Below are 15,224 nucleotides of genomic sequence, written 5' to 3' on the forward strand. Positions count from 1 at the left end.
TCGGGGTCGGGGTCTGGTGCCTGGTCGGGGTCTGGTGCCTGGTCGCCGTCATGACGTGCCGAGTTCGTTGTCGATGAGGTCGAAGAGTTCGTCGTCCGACGCGCCGTCCATCCGGTCCTCGATCGTCGTGCCCTTCCCGTCGCCGTTGCCGTTCTCCCCGTCGCCGTTCCCTCCGTTGCCGCTGCCTCCGTTACCGCTGCCGCCGTACGTGCCGCCGTCCGGGTCGAGCCCGCTCAGCAGTTTCCGCAGCCGTTCCGTGAGGGTGGCGCGGGCGGTGCCGTCCAGGTCGCCGCCGTCGAGTACGCGCTCCAGCCGCTCCAGCTCCGGCAGTCCGAGCGCCGGACCGAGGCCGGAGCCGGGGTCGGGTACGAACTCGGTGGCGAGGTGTCCGGCGATGGCGGTCGACGTCGGGTAGTCGAAGAGGAGGGTGGCCGGGAGGCGGAGTCCGGTGGCGGCGCGGAGGCGGTTGCGCAGTTCGACGGCGGTCAGCGAGTCGAAGCCCAGCTCCAGGAGCCCGCGGCCGGGTTCCACGGCGGCGGCGCCAGTGAAGCCGAGGACCATCGAGGCGTGCGAGCGGACGAGTTCGAGCAGTACGCGGTTGCGCTGCGCCTCGTTGAGTCCGCCGAGGCGTGTGCGGAGCGCCGCCGCCGTGTCGGGGCCGGTGTCGGCTTCGCCGCCCGCGGCACCTCGGCGGGCCGGCGCCCTGACCAGGCCGCTCAGCAGGGCGGGCACGCCCTGGGTGTCGGCCTGGGCGCGTACGGCCCTGACGTCGAGGCGCAGCGGCAGCAGCACCGGTTCGGCGACCGCGCCCGCCGCGTCGAAGAGGGCCAGGCCCTCGGCGGGGGTGAACGCGACGATGCCGCCGCGGGCGATCCGCTGGAGGTCGGCCTCGGTCAGCCCGCCGGTCATGCCGGCGCTGTTGGCCCACAGGCCCCAGGCGAGGGAGGTGCCGGCCAGTCCCTGGGCGCGCCGCCGGTGGGCGAGGGCGTCGAGGAAGGAGTTGGCGGCGGCGTAGTTGCCCTGGCCCATGCCGCCGAAGACGCCGGCGATCGAGGAGAACAGGACGAACTCCGACAGGTCGTGTCCGGCGGTGAGTTCGTGGAGGTTGAGTGCGGCGTCCACCTTGGGGCGGAGCGCGGTGTCGAGTTGGGCGGGCGTCATGGTGGCGACGACCGAGTCGGCGAGGGCGCCGGCCGCGTGCACCACGCCGGTGAGGGGGTGGCGCGGGTCGATCGTGGCCAGCAGCGCGGCGAGCGCGTCGCGGTCGGCGGCGTCGCAGGCGGCGGCCTCGGCGTGTGCGCCGAGCGCGGCGAGTTCGGCCAGGAGGTCGGCCGCGCCGTCGGAAGTGGGGCCGGTGCGGCTGGTGAGTACCAGGTGCCGTACGCCGTGTTCGGTGACGAGGTGGCGGGCGAGGTGGGAGCCGATGGCGCCGGTGCCGCCGGTGATCAGTACGGTCCCCTGCGGGTCCCAGCCGGGGCGGCGTTCGGGTGCGGACAGCGGTACGCGCGCCAGCCTGGCGGCGTGTGCGGTCCCGGCGCGTACGGCGAGCTGGGGTTCGCCCGAGGCCAGGGCCCCGGGGAGGGCGGCCGGTGAGGCGTCGTGGCCGTCGACGTCCACCAGCACGAACCGGTCGGGGTGCTCGGTCTGGGCCGTGCGCACCAGTCCCCACACCGCGGCCTGCGCCAGGTCACGGACGTCGTCCCCGGCGTCGACGGCGACCGCGCCGGAGGTCACCAGGGCGAGCTTGGCGGTGGCGAACCGGTCGTCGGCGAGCCACTCCTGGAGCAGCCCGAGGACGTCGGCGACGGCTGCCCGTACGGCGTCCGCGTGGTCGCCGGCCGTCGGCGTGCAGGTCGCCAGTACGAGGCGGGGCGCGGGTGTGCCCGTGTCGGTCTGCGCCGCGAGTGCGGCGAGGTCGGCGGCGGTACGGACGGGGGTGTGCTGCCACCAGGGGGCGCGGGCGCCGAGCGCGGTCCAGTCGGCGGTGTCCTCGGCCGCGTCGGGCCGCTGCGGCACGGTGTGCCACTCGGGGCGGAACAGTTCCTCGTGGTGGCCGCTGCGGGCCGCCTTGACCTGGTCGGCGGAGACGGGCCGCAGGACCAGGGAGCCGGCGGAGAGGACCGGGCGTCCGGTGGTGTCGGCCGCCGATACCGCGACGGTGTCGCGGCCCGCCGGGGACAGCCGGAGCCGGAGGGTGTTCGCGCCCGAGGCGTGCAGGCGCACTCCGCTCCAGGAGAACGGCAGCCACCCCTTGGCCGGGCCTTCGAGTACGTCGAATACGAGCGCGTGGAGGGCCGCGTCGAGGAGCGCGGGGTGCAGTCCGAACCGTCCCGCGTCCGGCTGCTGTGCGGCGGGCAGGCTCGCCTCGGCGAAGACCTCGTCGCCGCGCCGCCAGGCGGCGCGCAGCCCCTGGAACGCGGGCCCGTAGGCGAATCCGCCCTCGGCGAACCGTGCGTAGAGCCCGTCCGCGTCCAGTGGCACGGCGTCGGCCGGGGGCCAGAGCGCGAAGTCTTCGGCGCCTTCCGGTACGGGCTCGTCCGCTGCGGCCAGCAGGCCACTGGCGTGGCGGGTCCAGGGGTCGTCGGGCAGTGCGTCGTCCGGCCGGGCGTGGATGGTGACCGGGCGGGTTCCGGAGCCGTCCGGCGGGCCCACGGCGAGTTGCAGCGCGATCGCGCCCGTCTCGGGGAGCAGCAGCGGCGCTTCGAGGGTGAGTTCCTCGACGGCGGTGCAGCCGACCTGGCCGGCGGCGTGGAGGGCGAGTTCCAGGAACGCGGTGGCCGGGAAGAGAACGCCTTCGTAGACGCCGTGGTCGGCGAGCCAGGGGTGGCTGCGGACCGAGAGCCTGGTGGTGAACAGGTAGGCGCCGGAGTCGGCGAGCCGGCAGGCCGCGCCGAGCAGCGGGTGCTCGGCGGGGCGCAGGCCGGCGGCGGGCAGGTCGGCGGTCGCGGCCGTGGCGGCGAGCCAGTAGGGCAGGCGCTGGAAGGCGTAGGTGGGCAGCGGGGTGGGGCGGGCGCCGCTGTCCGCGAAGACGGCGGGCCAGTCGACCGCGGTGCCGTGTACGTGCAGCCGGGCGAGGGCGGTGGTGAGGGCGGCGGGCTCGGGGCGGTCCTTGCGGAGCAGCGGCACCAGCAGCGCGCCGTCGGAGGCGTCGGTCAGGCAGTCCTGGCCCATGGTGCTCAGGGCGCCGTCGGGGCCGAGTTCCAGGTAGCCGGTGACGCCTTGGCGCTCCAGGTGGCGCAGCCCGTCGAGGAACCGGACGGTGCCGCGTACGTGGTCGGCCCAGTAGTGCGGGGAGCTGAGCTGTTCTTCGGTGGCCGTGGTTCCGGTCAGGTCGGAGACGATGGGGATGGCCGGTCGCCCGTACTCGGCGCGTGCGGCGATCTCGCGGAACTCGGCGAGCATCGGTTCCATGCGCGGGGAGTGGAAGGCGTGGCTGACGCGCAGCCGCTTGGTCTTGTGGCCGAGCGTCGCGGCCTGGGCGGCGATCTCCATGACGGCCTGTTCGGCGCCGGAGATCACCGTGGAGGCGGGGCCGTTGACGGCGGCGACGCCGACCTCGTCCTCGCGGCCTGCCAGCAGTGTCGGCAGCTCCGTTTCGGGGACGGTGAGGGAGACCATCGCGCCGCCGGGCGGCAGCGCTTCCATCAGGCGGCCTCGGGCCGCTACGAGCGCGGCGGCGTCGGGCAGCGTGAGGACCCCGGAGACGTGGGCCGCGGCCAGCTCTCCGACGGAGTGGCCCAGCAGGTGGTCGGGGGTGATGCCCCAGTGCTCGACCAGCCGGTAGAGGGCGACGCCGAGCGCGAACAGGGCGGGCTGGGTGTAGGCGGTGCGGTCCAGCAGTCCGGCGTCGGGGCTGTCCTCGTCGGCGTTGATCACGTCGCGGAGCGGGCGGTCGAGCAGCGGGTCCAGTTCCGCGCAGACCGCGTCGAAGGCGTCGGCGAAGACCGGGTGGCGCGCGTACAGCCCGGCGCCCATGCCGGTGCGCTGGCTGCCCTGACCGGGGAAGAGGAAGGCGGTCTTGCCCGGGCCGCCGGTGACGCCCCGCACCAGGTCGGGTGAGGGCTCGTCGGCGGCGAGCGCGGCCAGGGCGGCGAGCAGCTCGGGGTGGCTCTCGCCGGTGAGGACCGCGCGGTGCTCGAAGGCGCTGCGGTGGGCGGCGAGGGAGTGGCCGAGGTCGGCGGGGTCGGCGGGGTGCCGGCGGGTGTGCTGGAGGAGCCGCTGGGCCTGGGCCCGCAGGGCTTCGGCGCTGCGGCCGGACAGCAGCCAGGGCAGGACGGCGCGGGGCGTGTCGGGGTCGTCGACGGTGCGGGCGGGCGCGGTGGCCGGGACGTGTTCGAGGATGGTGTGCGCGTTGGTGCCGCTGACGCCGAAGGAGGAGACGCCCGCCCGGCGCGGGTGGCCGGTCTCCGGCCACGCGGTGGGTTCGGTCAGCAGGTGTACGGCGCCGGCCGACCAGTCCACGTAGGGCGTCGGCTCGTCGATGTGCAGGGTGTGCGGCAGTTCGCCGTGGTGCATGGCGAGCACCATTTTGATGATGCCCGCGACGCCGGCCGCGGCCTGGCTGTGGCCGATGTTGGATTTCAGCGATCCGAGGAGCAACGGCCGCTCAGCGGACCGGTTCTGACCGTATGTCGCCAGGAGCGCCTGCGCCTCGATGGGGTCGCCGAGTTTCGTTCCGGTGCCGTGCGCCTCCACGGCGTCGACGTCGGCGGCGGTCAGCCCCGAGGATGCGAGGGCCTGGCGGATCACCCGTTGCTGGGAGGGGCCGTTGGGTGCGGTGAGGCCGTTGCTGGCGCCGTCCTGGTTGACGGCGGAGCCACGGACCAGGGCGAGCACCGGGTGGCCGTTGCGGCGGGCGTCCGAGAGCCGTTCCAGGACCAGCAGTCCGGCGCCCTCGGCCCAGGAGGTGCCGTCGGCGGCCGCCGCGAAGGGCTTGCAGCGCCCGTCGGCGGCCAGTACCCGCTGCCTGCTGAACTCGACGAACGCGCCGGGCGTGGACATCACGGTCACGCCCCCGGCCAGGGCCAGCGTGCACTCGCCCGCGCGCAGCGCCTGCGCGGCGAGGTGCACCGCGACCAGCGACGAGGAGCAGGCCGTGTCGACGGTGACGGCGGGCCCCTCCAGGCCGAGGCTGTAGGAGATACGGCCGGAGGCCACGCTCCCGGCGCTGCCGATGCCGAGGTAGCCCTCGGACTCCTCGGAGGGTTCGGCGACCCGGGAGCCGTAGTCGTGGTGGCTGCATCCGACGAAGACGCCGGCGGCGCTGCCCTTGAGCGCCAGCGGGTCGATGCCCGCGCGCTCGATGGCCTCCCAGGAGAGTTCCAGCAGCAGCCGCTGCTGGGGGTCGATCGTCAGGGCCTCGCGCGGGGAGATCCCGAAGAAGGCCGGGTCGAAGTGGTCGGCGTCGTGCAGGAAGCCGCCCTCTTGCGCGTAGGTGCTGCCGACTTGGTCCGGGTCGGGGTCGTAGAGCCCTTCGAGGTCCCAGCCGCGGCCGGTGGGGAATCCGGTGATGGCGTCCCCGCCGGAGGTGAGGAGCGCCCACAGCTCTTCGGGGGTGGCGACGCCGCCGGGGAAGCGGCAGCTCATGGCGACGAGGGCGATCGGCTCGTCGTCGGGTGCGATGGCCGGCTGGTCGTTGGAAGCGGCCCGCTCGTCGGGCTCGGGGGCTCCGGCGGTGCCGAGCAGTTCGGTGCGCAGGTGTCCGGCCAGTACGGTCGCGGTCGGGTAGTCGAAGGCCAGGGTGACCGAGAGCCGGAGCCCGGTGGCCTCGGCGAGGCGGTTGCGCAGATCGACGGCGGTCAGCGAGTCGAAGCCGATGTCCTTGAAGGCCCGGTCGGGATCGACCGCCTCGGGCCCGGAGTGGCCGAGCACTTCGGCGACTTCGGTGCGTACGAGGTCGAGGAGGGCGCGGTCGCGGTCCGCGGCGGGCAGTCCGGCCAGCCGCCGGGCCGGTGAGTCCTCTCCCCGCTCGCCGCCGCCGGACGGGCGCGCGGCGTCCATGACCCGTCGCACGGCGGGGAGTTCGCTGATGGCGGGGCTGGGGCGCAGGGCGGTGAAGGCCCGTACGAAGCGGTCCCAGGCGAAGTCGGCGATGAGGATGCGGGTGTCGTCGTGGTCGAGGGCCTGCTGGAGGGCGGCGGTCGCGAGTTCGGGCTCCATCGCGGGGAGCCCGTTGCGTACGAGCCGTTCGCCGACGGCCCCGGCGGCGAGGCTGTCCCCGGCCCACAGGCCCCAGGCCACGGAGGTGCCCGGCAGGCCGCGGTCCCGGCGCTGCTGGGCGAGGGCGTCGAGGTAGGCGTTGGCCGCCGCGTAGCTGCCCTGTCCGGTGCCGCCGAGGGTGCCGGCCAGCGAGGAGAACAACACGAACGCGGTCAGGTCCAGGTCGCGGGTGAGTTCGTCGAGGTGGTGGGCGGCGTCCAGTTTGGGCCGCAGGACACCGGCGGCCCGTTCGGGGGTGATCGAGTCGATCACCCCGTCGTCCAGGACGCCTGCCGCGTGCACGACGGCGCGCAGGGGCCGCTCGGCCGGGATGCCGGCCAGGAGTCCTTCGAGTGCGTCCCGGTCGGCGACGTCGCAGGCGGCCACCGTCACGTCGGCGCCGAGCTGTTCCAGTTCGGCCAGCAGGGCGTCCAGGCCGGGGGTGCCGGTGCCGCGGCGGCTGGTGAGCAGCAGGTGGGCGGCGCCGTTCCGGGCGAGGTGGCGTGCGACCTGGGCGCCGAGGCCGCGGGTACCGCCGGTGATGAGTGTCGTGCCGTCAGGGGTCCAGGTGCGTACGGGTGTTGTGTCGCCGAGCGTGGCGGGGGCGAGCCGTCGGCCGAACACTCCGGAGGCCCGCAGCGCGAGCTGGTCCTCGCCGTCGACACGGCCCTTGCCGCTGCCCTTGCCGCCGTCCTCGATGCCGCCCTTGCCGGCGTCCTTGATGCCGTCCTCGATGCCGTCCTTGATGCCGGACAGCGCCTCGGCCAGCCGGGTCAGGGCCCGGTCGTCCAGGTGCTCGGGGAGGTCGATCAGCCCGGCCCAGCGCTGCGGGTACTCGACCCCGGCGACCCCGCCGAGCCCCCAGACCAGGGCCTGCGGGGCGCTGCGCAGCCGGTCGGACCTGCCGATGGACACCGCGCCGCGGGTCGCGCACCACACGGGCGCGTCGAGTCCGGCGTCACCGAGCGCCTGGAGCAGGGCGACGGTGAGGACGAGCCCGGTCGGCATTTCGGAGCCCTCGGCGTACGGCGATTCGTCCTGCGCCAGCAGGGAGAGGACTCCGGCGGGGGCCTCGAACGCCGTGTCGTCCGGGAGCAGTTCGCCGAACCGGCCGCGGTCGGCGGCGTCCCGTCCGGCTTCGATCAGGACCGGATCGGCCCCGTGCTCGCGCAGGGCCCGTACGCAGGCCGTCGCGGTGGGGCCGTCGGCGGCCCCGGCGGGTACGACGACCAGCCAGGTGCCGTGGAGGGCGGGTTTGCCTCGCGTCGGCAGGGGTTTCCAGGTGACGCGGTAGCGCCAGCCGTCGACGGTGGAGTGGCCGCGGCGTTCGCGGAGCCAGCCGGAGAGCGCGGGGACGACGCCGGCCAGGGAGGAGCGCAGTTCCGCGTCGTCGACGCGGAGCGTGTCGGCGAGGGCGTCGAGGTCTTCGCGTTCGACGGCGTCCCAGAATCCGCTGTCGAGCGCGGGGGCGTCCTGGGTGCCGTCGGAAGCGGTGGCGGTGGCGGTGAGCCAGTACTGCTGCTGCTGGAACGCGTAGGTGGGCAGCGGCCGTACGCGCGCGCCGGCGCCCTCGAACACGGCCTTCCAGTCCACCGCTGCGCCGAGGACGTGCAGGTGGGCGAGGGAGGTGAGGAACCTGCCCAGCCCGCCCTCGTCCTGACGGAGGGTCACGACGACGCCGCCGTCCGATCCGGCGGCCTCGACGGCCTCCTGGAGCCAGACCGCCAGGGCGGGGTGGGCGCTGCATTCGACGAACACGCCGTGCCCGTCGGCGAGCAGCGCGTCCACGGTCCGTGCGAACTCCACGGGCTGCCGCAGGTTGCGGTACCAGTACTCGGCGTCCATCTCCGCGGTGTCGAGCAGTCCGCCGGTGACCGTGGAGTAGAACGGGGTCTGGGAGGGGCGCGGCCGGACCGTGGCGAGGATGTCCAGCAGTTCCCGGCGGATCTCCTCGACCTGTACGGAGTGGCCGGCGAAGTCCACGCCGGGGATCGGCCAGCAGAGCACGCCGTCGGCGGAGAGCGCGTCCTGGAGTTCGGCGAGGGCCGCCGGGTCGCCGGAGACCGTCGCGGAGGTCGGCCCGTTGACGGCGGCGACGCCCAGCACGCCGTCCCAGGCGGTCAGCCGCTCGCGGAGCCGTTCGGCCGGGAGCGGCACGAAGAGCATGCCGCCGCGGCCGGTCAGCGCGCGGAGCGCCTTGCTGCGCAGCGCGACGATCTTCGCGGCGTCCTCCAGGGACAGGGCGCCCGCGACGCAGGCGGCGGCGATCTCGCCCTGCGAGTGGCCGATGACGGCGTCGGGGACGACGCCGTACGAGCGCCACAGGTCGGCCAGCGAGACCATGACGGCGAACAGCACCGGCTGCACCACGTCCACCCGGTCCAGCGGCGGAGCGTCCGGCGCGCCCTGGAGGACGTCCGTCAGCGACCAGTCCAGGTGCGGGGCCAGGGCCTGTTCGCAGGCGGCGATCCGCGCCGCGAAGACCGGGGCGCGGTCGAGGAGTTCGCGCGCCATGCCGGTCCACTGCGAGCCCTGGCCGGGGAAGACGAACACCGTCCGGTCCGACCGGGCCGCTGTGCCGCTGACCACGCCGGGGGCGCGCTCTCCGGCCGCCAGGGCGGCGAGCCCGCTCAGCAGCGCCGCGCGGTCGTCCCCGGCGACGGCCGCGCGGTGCTCGAAGGCGGTCCTGGAGGTGGCGAGGGAGTATCCGGCGTCCCGCGCGGAAATCTCATGATGCACCGTCAGATATGTGTGCAGTCGGGAGGCTTGTTCCGTGAGCGCGTCGGGGGTACGGCCGGACAGGACCCAGGGGACGGTGTCGGCCACGGTCTCGGCGGCATCCGCGTTCGGCTCCGGCTCGGGGTCCGGCTCCGGCTCGGGGTCCGGCCGCTCCACGATGATGTGCGCGTTGGTACCGCTGAGGCCGAAGGAGGACACCCCGGCCCGGCGGGGGCGGCCCGCCTCCGGCCACGGGGCGGCTTCGGTCAGCAGGGAGACCGCGCCCGCGCTCCAGTCGACGTTGGGGGTCGGTTCGTCGATGTGCAGGGTGCGGGGCAGCACGCCGTGGTCCATCGCGAGCACCATCTTCATGATGCCCGCGACCCCGGCCGCGGCCTGGCTGTGGCCGATGTTGGACTTCAGCGAGCCGAGGAGCAACGGCCGCTCCGCCGGGCGGTCCTGACCGTACGTCGCCAGCAGCGCGTCCGCCTCGATGGGGTCGCCGAGCCGGGTGCCGGTGCCGTGCGCCTCGACGGCGTCCACGTCGGCGGCTGCCAGTCCGGCGTCGGCCAGCGCGCCCCGGATCACCCGCTGCTGGGCCAGTCCGCTCGGCGCGGTCAGGCCGTTGCTGGCGCCGTCCTGGTTGACGGCGGAGCCGCGGACGAGCGCGAGCACCGGGTGGCCGTTGCGGCGGGCGTCCGAGAGTCGCTCCAGGACCAGCAGGCCGACGCCCTCGGCCATGCCGAATCCGTCCGCCGAGGCGGCGAAGGACTTGCAGCGGCCGTCCTCGGCGAGCCCGCGCTGGCGGCTGAAGCCGGTGAACGACAGGGGGGTGCCGATGACGGTGGCCCCGCCGGCCAGCGCCAGCGTGCACTCGCCGGCGCGCAGCGCGCGGGCCGCCAGGTGCACGGCGACCAGCGACGATGAGCAGGCGGTGTCCACCGTGATCGCGGGCCCCTGGAGCCCGAGTTGGTAGGCGACCCGGCCGGACAGGACGCTGGTGGAGATGCCCGCGATGAACAGGCCCTCCAGCTCGTCGGGCACGTCCTGCATGCTGCCGCCGTAGCCCTGGTACGAGGCGCCCGCGAAGATGCCCGTACGGGTGCCGTGCAGGGTGGCGGGATCGATGCCCGCGCGCTCGACGGCTTCCCAGGAGGTCTCCAGGAGCAGCCGCTGCTGCGGGTCCATGGCCAGGGCCTCGCGCGGGGAGATCCCGAAGAACGCGGGGTCGAACCGCCCGGCGTCGTGGACGAAGCCGCCCGCCGCCGCGTAGCTCTTGCCGGGCCGGTCGGGGTCGGCGTCGTAGAGGTCGTCCAGGTCCCAGCCGCGGTCGGCCGGCAGCTCGGTGACGGCGTCCCGCCCCTCCTCCACCAGGCGCCACAGGTCCTCGGGGGTCCGTACGCCGCCGGGGTAGCGGCAGCTCATCGCGACGATGGCGATCGGGTCGTCGTCCACCGGTGCGGCCGGTGCGGCCAGGGGCCCGGCGGAGCCCGCCGCCGCCTCTCCCGCGCTCTCGTCTCCGAGCAGCAGTGTCCCCAGATGCCGGGCCAGGGCGGTGGCCGAGGAGTAGTCGAAGACGACGGTGACGGGCAGCTTGAGGCCGGTGGCGGCGTTGAGCCGGTTGCGCATGTCCACGGCGGTCAGCGAGTCGAAGCCCAGCTCCCGGAAGGCGCGGCCCGGTGTGACGGCGTCCGGCGAGTCGTGGCCGAGCACGCCGGCCGCGTGCGTACGCACCAGGTCGGCCAGCGTCCGGTTCCGCTCGGCCGCCGACTGCGCCCGCAGCCTGTTGCGCAGCGCGGAGGTCGCCCCGCCCTCGTCCGGCTCCGCCTGCTGATCCTCCGTCAATGCGGCGCGTACGTCTGGAAGTTCACCGATCAGCGGGCTGGGCCTGGCCGAGGTGAACACGGGGGCGAAGCGGTCCCAGTCGACGTCGGCGACGAGCACCACGGTCTCGTCGTGGTCCAGCACCTGCTGAAGCCCGGTGATGGCCACCGGGGGCGGCATGAAGAGGATGCCGTGCCCGCGCAGCTCCTCCTCGACGAGGTTCGCGGCCATGCCGCCGCCCTCCTCGGGGCTCCAGATGCCCCACACCACCGAGGTCGCGGCCAGGCCGTGGGCCCGGCGGCGCTCGGCCAGCCCGTCGAGGTAGGCGTTGGCGGCTGCGTACGCGCCGTGGATGGCGCTGCCCCATACCCCGGAGATCGAGGAGAACAGCACGAACGCGTCGAGCGAGTCGCCGTCGAAGAGCAGGTCCAGGTTGCGGGCTCCGCCGACCTTCGCGTACAGCGTCTCGGCGAACTCGTCCAGGTGGGTGTCGGGCAGCGGCACCAGCGATCCGCCGCCCGCGGCGTGCAGGACGGTGCGGATCTCGCAGCCGTCCCGCTCCAGCCCCTCCTTCAGGGAGCGCAGCGCGTCCGGGTCGGCGACGTCGCAGGAGGCGAGGGTGGTGCGGGCGCCGAGGCCGGACAGCTCCTCGGACAGTTCGGCGGCGCCGGGCGCGTCGGGGCCGCCCCGGCTGACCAGCACGATGTGCTCCGCGCCGCGCCGCGCCAGCCAGCGGGCGATCTGGGCGCCGATGCCGCCCGTACCGCCGGTGACCAGGACGGTGCCGCGGGGGCGCCAGTCGCGGGGCGCGGGGGTGTCGCCGAGCGGGGCCCGTACCAGGCGGCGGCCGTGGCAGCCCGAGGCGCGCACGGCCACCTGGTCCTCGTCGCCGAGGCTGCCGGCCAGGGTCCGGCACAGCCGGGCGGCGGTGGCCTCGTCCAGGGTCTCCGGGAGGTCGACGAGGCCGCCCCAGCGGCGCGGGTACTCCAGGGCGGCCACCCGGCCGAGACCCCAGAGCAGGTTCGCGGCGGCGCTGACCGGCCCGTCGCCGGGGCCGGTCGAGACGGCCCCGCGGGTCGCCCACCACAGGGGAGCCTCGACTCCGGCGTCGCCGAGCGCCTGCGCCAGGGCGAGGTTGAGCGCGGTGCCCATGGGGACGGTGGTGTGGCTGGGGTGGGGGCTCTCGTCCAGGCCCAGCAGGGACAGCACGCCCGCGACGGGGCCGGCTATCGGGTCCACGGTCTCGGCCAGGCGCGCGGCGAGGGTCGCACGGTCGGTGTCCGCCTCGGTGAGGGGAATGCGTACGACGTCGGCCCCGGCTGCTTCCAGGGCGCGGACGCAGTCGGCCGAGCGTACGTCCTCGGGGTGCGAGGCCGACGACAGCACCAGCCAGGTGCCGGACAGCGTGGCGGGCGCGTCCTCGGGCAGGGCCCGCCAAGTCAGCCGGTACCGCCAGGAGTCCACCACGGACCGCTCCTGGCGCCGCGTCCGCCAGTCGGTCAGCGCGGGCAGCACCACGCTGAGCGGGTCGCTCGGGGCGACGCCGATGGCCGAGGTCAGCCGGTCGAGGTCGCCGCCGCCGATCGCTTCCCAGAACCCGTCCTGATCGGCACGACCGGTTCCGTCCGTACCGCTCCGCGCGCCGTCGGGGTCCTCAAGCCAGTACGGCTTGCGCTGGAAGGCGTACGTCGGCAGCGGCACGTGCCCGCTCCCGCAGCCGGCGAACACCCGCCCCCAGTCGGGCGACAGCCCGTTGGCCCACGCCTCCCCGAGCGAGAGCAGCATCCGGTCCGGGCCACCGTCGTCCCGCCGCAGTGTGCCGAAGGCGACGGCGGGCCCCTGGCCGGAGTCGGCGACGCCCGCGGCATCGGCGGTCTCCTGCACCCCGAAGGTGAGGACGGGGTGCGCGCTGGGCTCCACGAAGAACCGGAACCCGGCGTCGAGCAGGCCGCGCGTCGCCTGCTCGAATTCGACGGTCTGCCGCAGGTTGCGGTACCAGTACCCGGCGTCCAGGGCGGTGGTGTCCAGCAGGTCTCCAGTGACCGTGGAGTAGAACGGCACATCGGACTGCCGAGGCGTCAGTTCGGCCAGGTCATGAAGGAGTTGGTCATGGATGTCCTCGACATGGGCGGAGTGCGAGGCGTAATCCACCGGTACGCGCCGGGCCCGCACCTCCCGTTCCTCGGCACGCTCCAGCAACTCGTCCAGCGCCCCCGCGTCACCCGACACCACGGTCGAGGCGGGGCCGTTGACGGCGGCGACGGACAGCTTTCCGTCCCAGTCGGCCAGCCACTCCCCCACCTCCACGGCGGGAAGGGAGACGGACACCATGCCACCGCGCCCCGACAGGGCGCGCAGCGCCTTGCTCCGCAGCGCCACGACGCGCGCCGCGTCGTCCAACGACAGCGCACCAGCGACGCAGGCCGCCGCGATCTCACCCTGGGAATGGCCGACCACCGCGCCCGGCTCCACGCCGTACGAACGCCACAGGGCGGCCAGCGACACCATCACCGCGAACAACACCGGCTGGACGACATCGACCCGCTCCAATGACGGAGCGTCAGCCCGCGTGCGCAGCACGGATTCCAGCGACCAGTCCACGTACGGCGACAGCGCCCGCTCGCACTCCGCGACCCGCGCCGCGAACACCGGCTCCGCGTCCAGCAGTTCAGCGGCCATCCCCGTCCACTGCGAACCCTGGCCGGGGAAGACGAACACCGTACGGCCCGACGTCTCGACGCCTGCCTGTGCCAGGTGCGGCGCGGCTTCTCCATCGGCCAGCGCCCGTACCCCGGCCGTCAGATCGGCCAGGTCCGCGCCCACGACGACGGCCCGGTGCTTGAGGGCCGCACGCGTGGTGGCGAGGGCGCGGCCGATCCCGGCGGGCCGTGTCGGCGTGCCGCCGTCCAGGTGGTTCAGCAGCCGCCGCGCCTGGTCCCGCAGGGCCTCCTCGCTCCGGGCGGACAGCACCCACGGGAGGTTCGGCGGCACGGTCGCGAGGGCCTCCGCCGTGGCGAGGGCATGCGCGTCAGAGGCATCCGCGTCGAGGGCAGTCGCGTCGGGCGCGGTCGGCTCGGGTACCTGTTCCAGGATCAGGTGGGCGTTGGTGCCGCTGACGCCGAACGCGGAGACGCCCGCCCGCCTCGGGCGGCCGGTCTCCGGCCACGGCTCCGCCCGGGTGAGCACCTGCACCGCGCCGGCCGTCCAGTCGACCATGGGCGTCGGCTCGTCGGCGTGCAGGGTCGGCGGCAGTTCGCCGTGGCGCATGGCCAGCACGGTCTTGATGACCCCGCCGACACCGGCGGCGGCGGAGGTGTGGCCGATGTTGGACTTCAGCGACCCCAGCCACAACGGCCGCCCTGCCGGGCGGTCCTGACCGTACGTCGCCAGCAGCGCCCGCGCCTCGATCGGGTCGCCCAGCCGGGTGCCCGTACCGTGCGCCTCCACCGCGTCGACGTCAGCGCCGGACAGCCCCGCGTCCTCCAGGGCGGCCCGGATCACCTGACGCTGGGCGGGGCCGCTGGGCGCGGTGAGGCCGTTGCTCGCGCCGTCCTGGTTCACGGCGGAGCCGCGGATCACGGCCAGCACGGGGTGGCCGTTCCGGGTCGCGTCCGAGAGCCGTTCCAGCAGCAGCACCCCGGCGCCCTCGGACCAGCCGGTGCCGTCCGCGCCCGCGCCGAACGCCTTGCAGCGGCCGTCGGCGGACAGCGCCCGCTGCCTGCTGAAGGCGACGAAGGCGTCGGGGGTGGCCATCACCGCCACGCCGCCGGCCAGGGCGAGCGAGCAGTCGCCCGCCCGCAGCGCCCGGATCGCCAGGTGCAGGGCGACCAGGGAGGAGGAGCAGGCGGTGTCCACGCTCACCGCGGGCCCTTCGAGGCCCAGGGTGTAGGCGACGCGCCCGGAGACCACACTGCTGGCCGTTCCCGTGTCCAACAGGCCCTGGACTTCGGGCAGATGGCGGGATGCCGCGCCGTAGTCGTTGCCCATGGCGCCGAGGAAGACGCCGGTCGGGGTGGAGCGCAGCGAGGTCGGGTCGACCCCGGCCCGTTCCACGGTCTCCCACGCGGTCTCCAGGATCAGCCGCTGCTGCGGGTCCATGGCCAGGGCCTCGCGCGGCGAGATGCCGAAGAACTCGGCGTCGAACTCCGAGGCGTCATGGAGGAAGCCGCCGTGCCGGGTGTAGGAGGTGCCGGGCCGGTCGGGGTCGGGGTCGTACAGGGCCTCGGTGTCCCAGCCCCGGTTGACCGGCCACCGCGTGATGGCGTCGCCGCCGCGGGCGACGAGGTCCCAGAGCCGCTCGGGCGTGTCGGCGCCACCGGGGTAGCGGCACCCCATGGCGACGATGGCGATCGGCTCGTGCCGGGCCTCCTCCGCGTCCCGCAGTCGCCGCTTGGCCTCGCCGAGGTCGGCGGTGGCGCGCCTGAGGTAGTCGAGCAGCTTCTTGTCGTCCAGGTTCTGGGCGTCGGACATCAGTGTCAGCTCTC

Annotated in this window: 1 protein-coding gene; it reads right to left on the reverse strand. The window is 74.9% G+C overall.

Features of this window, described 5'->3' with window-relative positions; all coding sequences use genetic code 11:
• Positions 1–48 precede the first annotated feature (48 nt).
• A complete protein-coding gene (locus AC07AB_RS04960) occupies positions 49–15,210 on the reverse strand; it encodes a type I polyketide synthase (protein ID WP_478560147.1) in 15,162 nt (5,053 codons plus the stop codon).
• Positions 15,211–15,224: the final 14 nt, after the last annotated feature.

The sequence above is a fragment of the Streptomyces sp. NPDC044033 genome, from assembly GCF_056434425.1.

Coding starts and splice junctions, on each gene's coding strand:
- AC07AB_RS04960 (WP_478560147.1), bottom strand. CDS start 15,210: ATGTCCGACGCCCAGAACCTGGACGACAAGAAGCTGCTCGACTACCTC.